5 protein-coding genes are annotated in these 12,004 nt (G+C 33.0%); 2 read left to right on the forward strand and 3 right to left on the reverse strand.

The window, feature by feature from the left end; genetic code table 11:
* Positions 1-753 precede the first annotated feature (753 nt).
* Positions 754-1,527 (reverse strand): ADP-ribosylglycohydrolase family protein, encoded by a 774-nt coding sequence (locus tag ACUN8G_RS06435; RefSeq protein WP_437347691.1) that lies wholly within the window; start codon positions 1,525-1,527, stop codon positions 754-756.
* 4,290 nt (positions 1,528-5,817) lie between these two features.
* Positions 5,818-8,259 (reverse strand): glycoside hydrolase family 94 protein, encoded by a 2,442-nt coding sequence (locus ACUN8G_RS06440; RefSeq protein ID WP_437347688.1) that lies wholly within the window; start codon positions 8,257-8,259, stop codon positions 5,818-5,820.
* Between the two features lie 563 nt (positions 8,260-8,822).
* Here ACUN8G_RS06440 and ACUN8G_RS06445 point away from each other — a divergent pair.
* Positions 8,823-9,983 carry an MFS transporter gene (locus tag ACUN8G_RS06445; protein ID WP_437347687.1) on the forward strand — a complete coding sequence of 387 codons (1,161 nt, stop codon included), beginning with the start codon at positions 8,823-8,825 and terminating at the stop codon, positions 9,981-9,983.
* Here ACUN8G_RS06445 and ACUN8G_RS06450 read toward each other — a convergent pair.
* Complete coding sequence (locus ACUN8G_RS06450; protein WP_437347686.1) at positions 9,970-11,139, reverse strand: class I SAM-dependent rRNA methyltransferase; 1,170 nt, start codon at positions 11,137-11,139, stop codon at positions 9,970-9,972. The genes ACUN8G_RS06445 and ACUN8G_RS06450 overlap by 14 nt on opposite strands.
* A 101-nt stretch (positions 11,140-11,240) precedes the next feature.
* On the opposite strand from ACUN8G_RS06450, the gene ACUN8G_RS06455 reads away from it, so the two are divergent.
* A complete protein-coding gene (locus ACUN8G_RS06455) occupies positions 11,241-11,936 on the forward strand; it encodes a GW dipeptide domain-containing protein (protein WP_437347685.1) in 696 nt (231 codons plus the stop codon).
* Positions 11,937-12,004 lie beyond the last annotated feature (68 nt).

Below are 12,004 nucleotides of genomic sequence, written 5' to 3' on the forward strand. Positions count from 1 at the left end.
ACAAATAAAATAAGCCTCGGTAAATACTGAGGCTTTTTCTTTTTTAATATTTTTGTGCGAAGGTTGCAGGTTCAATCCGTTGGCTAACGGACTGTCCCCGCTACAAACAAATAAGCCTCGGTAAATAACTGAGGCTTTTTCTTTTTTAATATTTTTGTGCGAAGGTTACAGGTTCAATCCGTTGGCTAACGGACTGTCCCCGCTACAAACAAATAAGCCTCGGTAAATACTGAGGCTTTTTCTTTTTGAATTTTTTTTGTACGAAGGTTGCAGGTTCAATCCGTTGGCTAATGGATTTATAAACGCATTGCTAATACCTTTTTAAATTCATCCACAAAACTAAATCCTGCGTTTCGGAATGAAAGCTCTCCCAAAGTATTACATCCTGGTCTTAAAACAAATTAAATAACAGTTTCAACAAAGTAGAAAGCAGTAACTATGGTGCACCAACCGTTCTAACTTTAAGTAGCACTCCACTTTTGAGCGAAATAGCGAAGAAAAAAATACTTTTTTTATTTGCTTTTTTTAGAGTTCGTGTAAGCACTGGTAGGAGCTAAATTTGCTAATTTCACGTAGTATGAAAAAGTCAAATTATTTAAAAATTTCAACCTGTTCTAAACATTGCATGTATGAAACATTTAGTATTTGGAAGTATTTCTCTATATAGTTAAAAAAAGAATTACTAATAAACCTAGTAATGTTATATAAATTGGCTTTCAGAAGTTTTCATAAATGAATTTTGCATTTGCGATTTTATTTTCCAGAATATTGTTCGTCAAATTTGTTAATTATTTTGATAAATTCGTTTGGTAGTTTGCCAACTACAAAATCAATTATTTCTTTAGGAATTTGTTTATAATAAGCTGAAGCTATTCCGCCTGTTATGCAAGCGATTGTATCACTGTCCCCGCCTATAGATATAGCAAGTCTAATTGCACTTTCAAAGTCTGAGCTTTCAAGAAAAGCTACGATTGCTTGAGGTACAGAACCCTGACAAGTGGCGTCAAACTTGTAAGAATGACGAATTTCATCTAACGTAAAATTGAGATTGTAATTAAAAGTAGATGATATAAAATCCTTTATTTCGTTTTTTGATTTGGCTTGTCGTGCAAGAAATATTGCCGTCGCTGTTGCTTGTGCTCCCTTGATTCCTTCAGGATGGTTATGTGTTACTTCCGCTGACTCTTTAGCTACTTTCATAACGGTTGCAATGTCATCATATGCAAAACCGACAGCACTTACTCTCATTGCTGACCCATTACCAAAACTACCGTAAGGTTTTAATGTATCCTGGCTTAACCATTTTCTGAAGTAACCGCCATAACCACGTCGAGGGTATTTTCTACCATATTCCCAAATAGTCTTGGCAAAATCTTTCTTATTCAGTATACAATCAGCTATGGCAATTGTTAATACCGTGTCATCTGTAAAATCACACTTTGGGCTAAACAAATCAAATTCGGTAGTTTTTAGGTTACTCCATTCAAAGACAGAACCAATTACATCACCAATAATTGCACCAATAATAGTATTTGAATTTGAAGTTAGAGGTTTTCGAAAACATTCGAGGTCAAAAATTGATTTTATATATTTTGGTGTTCTCGTCATCACATTACAATTTAGCATAACTATTATATCATAATGGGTCAGGTCTTTGGTATTGACTTTAAAGCAGCCACCATAATCATCAAGGAAATAAAAATGCTGATGGTGTGAAACTATTCTATTGCCTAAAAGAGAGTAATGGTTGCCAATCCTTGGAGTTTCAGGGAAAAATCGGGGGTGCGGTGTTCTTTTATTTAAAACTTTGCCTTTTTTTTCTTTTTCAGGATTAAAATTTCTGAATACAGCACATTCTTTTTCCAAATTTTCCCAAACAGTATCATCCACTTTCTCAACCGGTAATTCATCCCAATAATAGAAAGGATTATAATAAAAAATCAAATCTTTCCCGTCATTTAAAGCAAAATAGTAGTGGGACACATAAAGGGTATTTGAATGTTTTGACCTGTACAAGTCATTTATGAGTAGTCTTTTCCTTTTTGTGTTATGTCCAGAATATTTTTTCATATTTTTTTCCATTTATTTTTATAACTCATAACCTTTTTCGGTTATACTTTTTTTTGATTACTAACCAAGTTAAGCAATATTTATTAGAAATTTATACTTTATCATTTAACTCGTCTATATTAAAAATCTTGTCATATCTTTCTTTTTATAATTCCTGTTTGTTTATCAGCTTTGACACACTTCAAGAAATCTTTAAGTTTTGTATAAACTCATAATATTTTTTAATAATTTAAATTTCCAAAAAATCCTATAATTTAGCAATATAATATTTCAGAGAAATCAGAATCATCAACATCGATTTTTAAGGCTACAAATACCTAATGACTTTATAAGTATTTTGATTTCTTAAAAAATTCTTAAAAAAGTTTTTTCATCAGCTCAACATCAGCTTCTACAAAATATTATTGATTTGCTAATTAATAATTTGATACTTTGTAAAAATAGCATTCTATTTGAATTTCTTATGTAAACACTTTAATACCGATGCTTCCTATTTTTTTGGTATAACAAGAATTTTATTTTGCCAGTCTTCTTTTGAAAAGGAAACATAAAAGATCAGAGTGAGACCATATAGAGTATTGTTCCTTATATTATTCATAATGAAAAATTGTTTTGGGTAAATAGCTTTGTATGTATAGCACAAAATATGTTATATACACCGATTTTTATCTTTTAGTTTTTTGGAGGAACCTGACAAAACTTTGAAGTTCCTGATCTAATTTTTTTTTTTAACATCTTTTCTTTATTAATTCGATTCAAGAGAATTTTCTTTAGTTTAAGTTTTAGTCCAATAATTTTTGTTGATTTATTATCTCGTATACAAACATAAAGCCAAGCACCTCTCTAACTTTGCATAAACTTATTTTTATATAATTTATTTACTGAATTTTATATCTCATTCTGTAATGACGACCTATTGTATGTCTAATGATTTACTTGTTCAACTCTAAAAAATTTTATAGCAAACCTTCCATATAGATAGAGAATTCTGAACAAAAAGTTGCATTATGTTCATTCCATGCAAGATCTTTCATACGAATGAAACAATGTTCTCTAAGCTAAAGGTGCTAACCCTAAGTGTACACGCCATGTTTTGATGGATCTCGTAATATTTTTTTACTCATGTTGAAAGTAACTTTTTCAAATTTTACTTAGTTCAAAGTAAGTAACTAGTTTGAATAAATTAATCAGCTACTTCCGATTTTTTATAATGTATTTTTTCATAAGTTAATGTATACCTTTATTGTCTTTCAGGCGATACATAAAGAAGAAACAGTAGCAAAAATCTGGTAAAATTTCTTTTGAGCTTTTCAAGTATTACTTTTATAAATTTATCATGACTTTTATACATAAATACCTTTAGCTTTTTACATCCATTGATATTGTTTTTCACGTTGGTTGATAATATTATCTGCTTTTATATCTCTTAATCACTTTACTCTATTAGTCATTAGAGTATTCTTATCAAGAATATTCTAAATCTAATTTTGCTTTAACTCTATTTTTTATGAATCAAATATTTTATTATCTCTAGTTTTTATTCAATATTTTGAATGACTCTAATATAAGTGTTAATTTAATAATTATTTCGTCTATGCCCTTCAAGGAGCATTTTTTAGAAGAGCTTCGTTTATTTACGACTATATGATGTCCATAATTGTAATTTTGCTAACATAATACCTACACTATATCAAAAGGACTTTTAATACGTAAAATATCTCGCTGGATAATTTGAACATAGATTTTCATAGTTCCGAACCCTTATACCCCAAAATAACTCTTTATCATGCCTTTAATCTATACTTCATAATTATCTTAAAGATGGACTTAATTACTATAACGTAAAGAGTGAAAGGTTAAATGTTAAGAGAAAATTACTTATTAACTTTCATTTAGCAAAATCTTCTCTACCATGCTTATGTAATTTGGTATTTTCAGTTCGGTTATACTAACAATCTGTTATTAAGTAGATAAACTCTCTAATTTTTTTTGAATGCTCCAAATTAGACCTATTTAAAAATTGTAAGAAGATTCTCCGACATTTTTATGTGTTTTTATAATCACATAGCGTTTTGTATCAATACAGGGCATCTTTTATTTTACCATTTTATGCAATGTTTACTCACTTTTTTCAATTTCGATACATCTTTATTGATTCATATACTTACCATAAGTTCACTTTATCAATCCCGACTTAAATTATAGATAGCACACTTACAATCTTTACCTTTATTCTAAAGGCAAAAAATTTAGCAACACTTGATTCTAACTATAGATATGGTAATATAAAAATTACCGACCTTTCTTTACAATATTATCCTGTTATAGCCATTTTTCTTAAAATTTCTTTACATAGACATCAATCATACTTTATCGTTTTTGTTTAGATATTTTTGATAGCAACTTTAGTGTAAGTCTTTATTATAACTCAAAAATAATTTTGTAAAAAAAACTTATACTTAATAATGTGAAATTTTTATACCAGTTCTAACTTTGCTTAACAAGCCTGCCTACGCCGTTAAGGAGTATATTTTTATTCCATTAACGCAAATACTTGAGAGAGTTTGTAGTATCTCTTAAAACGGTATTTTACGATTTGTTCTAATAGACTTGCTAGTAGTTAAAACCGATGAGCGTTAGCAAAATTGGAAAACTCTGAGGACACCGAGTGAATAGGGAATAGATTCAGCTTCCCTCTTAAATCATCTTAAACTTTATTAGTGAAAAAATTGGCAAAGCGAGTATACGAGACTAAGAAAAAATAATTCATTATTAAAAATGATTTTTACTATGGAGAAATTATAAGCCCTGTCAGAACTGAAGGGTAATCTATAGCACATTATCAAGTTTAAATCTTTTTTCTAAATATTTTCTCACCGCCTCCCAAATGTGCGGACTGTCCCCGCTACAAATAAAATAAGCCTCAGTTAAATCACTGAGACTTTTATTTTGAAATGAGATAGTCAATTATATTATTAATGAGAGATAATAATTACAATAATTTTAACTACAATACGTGTTGATCACCATAGATTGGAAATGCAAAAAAGAGGAGCTTTGTCATTAAATTATAACTAAAAATAAATTTAAATCGAATTAAATTGACCTGCAATCCCGAACTTACTTTACTAAAATCTGATTTGATAAACTCTGATTTTGAGTAATCTTTATTAGCTCCAATATTCCTAAATATAATTCTGGTACGTGTAACATATTTAAATTTATTATTGAACTTAGAACACGTAATTTATGTTAGTTTTGCAAGCTCGACAAATATTGATGTACCGCCTTTCCTGAAAAACACTAAGGCTTCCTGAATTTTAGAGATTAGATCTAAACTGATAATAAAAAAGTACGATAATAGAGTGAGAAAAAATTCATTTTATTGTTGATACAAATCACTCTGTTGCTTAGCGGCACAAATTCTTTATAAAAATGGTGATATTTTGAAATCAAAAAAGGCAATAAGATGAATTTATTTATAGTTATACTGGCATTAATGTTTCTGTTTATCGTGCTAACTCTTCGGAAAGCTATTGGAATTTTTAGAGAATTGCGCTCCGAATAAGGAGAAAAATTAATCCCTATGAAACTTATTTCGTTTTAAGAGAGTCAAACGCATAGAAATTACACAACACACCCCTCATAAACACACCAAGTCCGATTAGTTCGCCCTAGCTAATCGGACTTTTTTTATTTCCCCGCACGGTTCAAGAATGTAATAGATGATTTATACCCATAATAAAATCACATCCCCAATATAACCAATACTTCATGATTTTGACCATCATTTAAAATTGGCAATTTGTTATCATCTATCTCATTTCCGTCCAGAGTAATTTTTTTAACACCCTTGTTGATACCCGATGGATTTTTTATTGTAATATTGTAAACAGCATTTCTAAATTTTCTTTTTACTTTTAACAGTTTCCATTGAGAAGGAATACACGGATCGACGATAAGGCCATTGAAGTCGGGACGAATGCCCAGAATATATTGTGAAATTGAGACAAAGGACCAGGCGGCGGTGCCTGTAAGCCATGAATTTTTTGCTTCGCCGTAAGTAGGTGCATCTCTACCGGCTGTCATCTGACTATATACATATGGCTCAGAGCGATATGTATCTATTTGTTCTTCCTTTTTTGAAGGACAAATACTGAGATAATATTCAAATGCGCGTTCGCCCCGTCCGACAATTGTTTCAGCAATTTGGATCCAGGTATTGTTATGAGTAAAGATTCCTGCATTTTCTTTATAACCCGGTGGATACGAACTAATTTCTCCAAGATGCGGATAGTAAATTGAATAAGCGGGTTGTTGAAGAATTATTCCGTTCGGAGTAGCAAGGTATTTTTTAACGCTGTCGAGCGCTTTGAGTGCGTAACCATTATCAAGACCGGCTCCACCCAGTACACACCAGCCCTGACTTTCAATAAAGATTTTGCCTTCTTTATTTTCTTTTGAACCAACTTTTTCTCCGTATGAATCGTAAGCTCGAAGGAACCATTCTCCATCCCAACCGTGCTTGTATATTACTTTTCTCATTTCAGCAGCTTTGTTTCTATAATTGTCCGCATCCTGATTTTTACCGATAAAATTAAGAATGGCAGCCATCTCGTCACATGCCCGGCAAAATAAGCCGGCTATCATAACCGATTCAGCTATACGATCATTTTCGATGTGTCCCGCCAATTGGAAACTTTCACCCGGTGTAGTCGAGAAACAATTCAAGTTGAGGCAATCGTTCCAGTCAGCGTGCCCAATAAGTGGTAAGCCGTGCGGACCTCTGTTGTTCAAAGTATAATTCAATGAAAGGTGAAGATGGTCTATCAATGTTGCGCTGGAGTCAGGTTTATCAGCGTATCCGATTTTTTCATCGAGTATTGAAATATCGCCTGTTTCTTTAATATATGCCGAAGTGGACAAAATAAGCCAGAGAGGATCGTCGTTGAATCCACCGCCTATATCGGTATTCCCTTTTTTGGTCAAAGGTTGATATTGGTGATAACATGTTCCATCTGAAAGTTGAGTCGATGCAATATCGAGAATTCGCTGACGCGCACGTTCGGGTATCATATGTACAAATCCCAGAATATCTTGATTACTATCTCGATAACCCATACCTCTTCCAATCCCCGATTCATAAAGCGATGCTGACCTCGACATATTGAACGTTACCATACACTGGTACTGATTCCAGATATTTACCATTCTATTAACATGCTCGTTATCCGTCTCTACGTTATAAATCGAAAGAAGTCTATCCCAATAAGACCTCAGTTCATAAAATGATTTTTCTACATTTTCCGACACGAGGTATTTCTCTTTTACTTTTAGAAACTCGTCTTTTCTAATTTTTCCGTCGGGTAAATATTTTTCCTCTGGTGGATTTTCGGCATAACCAAGTATGAAATTGATTTTTTTCGACTCGCTTGACTTCAATTCAATATCAATTTGATGAACACCTATAGGGAGCCATCCATAAGCAATACTGTTTCTGCATTTGCCTTCGATTACTGCAATGGGTGCATCGAGTCCGTAATGAAGCCCAACGAATGCATCTCTGCTCGTGTCATATCCCGAAACTGTTTCGCTACAGGCAAAATATCCGTAATGATTGCGTCTTTCCCTGTATTCAGTTATATGAAAAATTGTGCCGTCTTCAACTTCTACCTGTCCCGTAGAATAATTTCTCTGGAAGTTTGTCATATCGTCATATGCTTCCCACAAACACCATTCGATAAAGCTCCACATTCTGATATTCTTTTTTTCGTTTGACATATTTTTTAATTCCACATGCCAAACTTCATTGCGCGCACCGATTGGAACAAAATAAAGAATGGATACTTCAAGTCCATTCTTTTGACCGGTTATTTTTGTATAACCGAGTCCGTGGCGGCATTCATATTTATCCAGAGTTACTCTCATCGGTTTCCACATTGGATTCCAAACCATGTCGCCATCTTTGATATAAATATACCTGCCATTGCTGTCCATGGGTATATTATTATATCGGTATCTTGTCAATCTTCTCAAACGCGCATCCTGATAAAAGCTGTAACCGCCCGCAGTATTTGATATTATACCGAAGAAACTTTCTGTTCCGAGATAATTAATCCATGGCAATGGCGTATCTGGTTTTGTTATTACATATTCTCTCTTTTGATCTTCGAAATGTCCGTATTTCATTTTATTCCCTGATTGTTGCCCTTTTAATTTGATTATTTACACCCACAAAAAATAAAAATAATTTTCATTATTGCTTTTATCATTTTGATAAATCATTATTTTTTTTACAATTAATCTTCAGGTCTCTTTTCTTAATTGTACTTTCCATCAGAATTTCTTTATTAAATAATAGGACGCCAGTTATTTAATTTGATTCGTATTGATGATATAAACAAGTTATTATGTATTTTCCAAAATCGTTTCATCTATTTTAAGGGCTTAATAATTATATCAGCGTAATTTCATCGATCTCCGACTCAAGCTTTTTTATCTAAACACAATGATATTTATATTGGTCGGTGTGCAACGCTCAATCGGAATATATTTAAGACAAATCCAATCAAACATATTACGGTGAGTAAATTATGAGGTGTAAAAAGCAAGAATGAAATTTACGATACAAAATCAATTTCTTATTAAGAAGAAAACTCTCTAATTTTAATTTGTGCCGCTCGTTCAATGACGAGTAGCATTTCGTAATCCGTCAGTTTTATTATGTTTGTAATCCATTTCTTGGTTATTTGATGAAGTTGTGTGTTAATAAAAACCTGCGTATAATTTATGCCATTACGCTAATCTCAGTAATGGGAGTAGCGAGTATAACCCCTGCTTTTCCCGATATTGCTGCGTATTTCAATTTAAGTGGCAAAGAAATCGGTTTGTTAATCGTCTTCTTTACACTGCCAGGAGTAATATTAACTCCAATACTTGGAATACTCGCAGACAGATATGGCAGAAAGAATGTTCTCGTCCCTTCGCTGCTTTTGTTTGGATTTGCCGGCATTGCATGTTTCTTCGCTGGCAAATTCGAATACCTCCTAATACTAAGATTTATACAAGGAGCTGGTGCAGCTTCGTTAGGCTCTTTAAATGTAACATTAATAGGGGATTTATTTAAAGGCAGCCAGCGAGCAGCGGCTATGGGGTATAATGCAAGCGTATTAAGTATTGCTACTTCGGCATACCCATTAATTGGTGGTTTGCTTGCCAGTATCAGATGGAGTTACGTCTTTATTCTGCCAGCCTTTGCAATCCCGGTTGCTTTTATTGTGATAACTAATCTTGACAGCTCAGAAACTCCCCACACACAGACATTGAGAGAATATCTTTCCAATGCGTTGAGAACAATTAAATCTCTGGATGCAATAATTCTCTTTTCCATTAGTCTTGTGACTTTTATACTCTTATATGGTTCATATTTGACATACCTTCCGTTTTTATTGAATAAAACTTATAAGTTTAATTCTGCACACATCGGTACAATAATGTCAATTATGTCATTTACTACGGCAATAGTTTCTTCACGTTTGGGTAAACTATCCACGATCTTATCTTATAAAAAAATAATGTTTATTTCTTTCCTATTTTACGGTACGGCGTTGATTACTCTGTCACTGAGCCATACAATATCACTTCTCATATTATCAATTATCATTTACGGCGTAGGACAGGGATTGAATTTACCTACAATACAGACTCTGCTGAGCAGTATTGCACCATTTGAATACCGAGCGGTATTTATGTCGGTCAATGGTATGGTTCTAAGAGCCGGACAAACGATAGGGCCGGCATTGATGGGAATTGCATTTAGTTTAGGCGAACTTCAGGCCGTTTTTTATGCTGGTGCATTCCTTGCTTTCCTGGCACTGATACCGATCTCGTTGATAAAAGTCAATCGAGTATAACGCCTGCAAATTTAAGATAGACGGTTTCTTCCATTGCTGTAAGACGCGGATGGTCAAGAGATGCGTGATTGAAATAAATTATTCTTGCATAATGGCCAACTTTATTTGCCGCATTGTTAAGTACGTTAATAAATTCATTGTCCTTTAAATGATGAGAGCATGAAGAAGTAAACAGAATGCCACCTTTTTTTATTACACTCATTGCCAATCGGTTCAATTTTTCGTAGCCTTTAATTGCAGTGGGAAGACTTTTCTTGTTTTTTGCAAAAGCTGGCGGATCGATTATTACCACGTCGTACTTTCTGCCTTCATTAATCTTTTTATTCAGAAAATCGAAAGCATCGTCAACTACAAAGGAAGCATCGACAGAAAAAGAATTTAATTTGAAATTGTGTTCCGCCCTTTGAATTTCCTTTGCTGAAGAATCCACAAACGTTATACTGTTGCAATTGTTAAAAGCCGCTTGTAAACCGAAACCGCCCGAATTACAAAAACAGTCGAGCACATCCATTCCTCTGCAAAACTGTCCCGCATATTGTCTGTTATCACATTGATCAAAATAAAAACCCGTTTTATGACTATCCGAAAAATCAATTTCATACTTTACAAAACCGTCATCAATAATTTCCCTTTCCATCCTTCCTTCATAAACGTAATCCTCAACTGGCAAGCCTTCAAGCTTTCTGAAATACTCTTCGTTTTTAGTAAATATATTTTTTGCACCAAATTCGTTCTTCAATATTTCAGTTATAATACTAATAATTTTTTCGATACCGATCGAATATACCTGCAAGACATATGTATCATTGTACTTATCAATTATCAATCCCGGTATCAAATCGCCTTCGCTGTAAATCAGTCTGAAAGAATTCCTTTCAGGGTATACTTTTTTCCTGTAAGCATAAGCGTTCAATATTCTTTCCTTTAATAGCTCATGTAAATTAACTTCCTTCAGCTTGCTTATAATTCTTACACTTATCAGCGAGTTTTTGTTGTAGAAACCCAATCCCAAAAACTTCCTGCTGTTGTCCAGTACTTGAACTAGTTCACCATTTTCAGGACTGCCTTCGATAAACCTTATTTCATTGCTAAAAATCCAGAGGTGTCCTTTTTTAATCCTTCTTTCTTCGTTTTTTCCGAGAATGACACTGTTCATATTTTTATGAAAATTTTTTTAAACATATTTTTTTATACAGGAAGATAAGCAAAATTTATCGTAAGATTTCATATATTCGTATCAATAAACAGAAGTCTATTATGAAAACATATAAATTATTAATTGTATTGTTTTTATTCATTGCATTCGGATGTCAAAAAAACGACCAGTCCGAACAAACAACAAAAAAGTCAAATGAATTTGCCCATACTGTCAAAGTTGAAGACGTTATTCAGGTGAAAAATTACACTTATCTAAACGTGGACGAAAAAGGCAATAAATATTGGATAGCAGTACCAAAAGCTGAATTCAACAAAGGTGAAGTTATTTATTTCAACAATTATATGGAGATGAAGAACTTCAAAAGTACTGAATTGAATAAAGTATTTGATTCGCTATTTTTCGTCGATTATGTAGAAAAGCAACTCGGGACGGGGACACTTACAACACCCCAAAAACCTAAAATTGACAAGCTCGAAATTAAGGTGGAACCACTTCCTGGCGGAATAACAATAGCAGAACTTTATGCTAAATCCGATGCCTACAAGAATAAGGTCGTAAAAATTAGAGGCAAAGTTATAAAAGTTAATTCCGGAATAATGGGCAAAAATTGGGTTCATATCCAAGATGGGACAAGCAAAGACGGTAACTACGATTTAACGATTACAACAAATGAAAATGTTAATCCAGGCGAGGTGTTAACTTTTGAAGGGAAAATTACACTCGATAAAGATTTCGGCTACGGCTATTCATATAAAGTTCTGATGGAAGAAGCCAGGACATACAAAACATTATAGATTTTCAAATCAGAGCAAACTTTTAGAGAAATACTCACACCCTCGAAAAAGGGTGTGAGTATATCAAA

The sequence above is a fragment of the Melioribacter sulfuriphilus genome, from assembly GCF_052656625.1.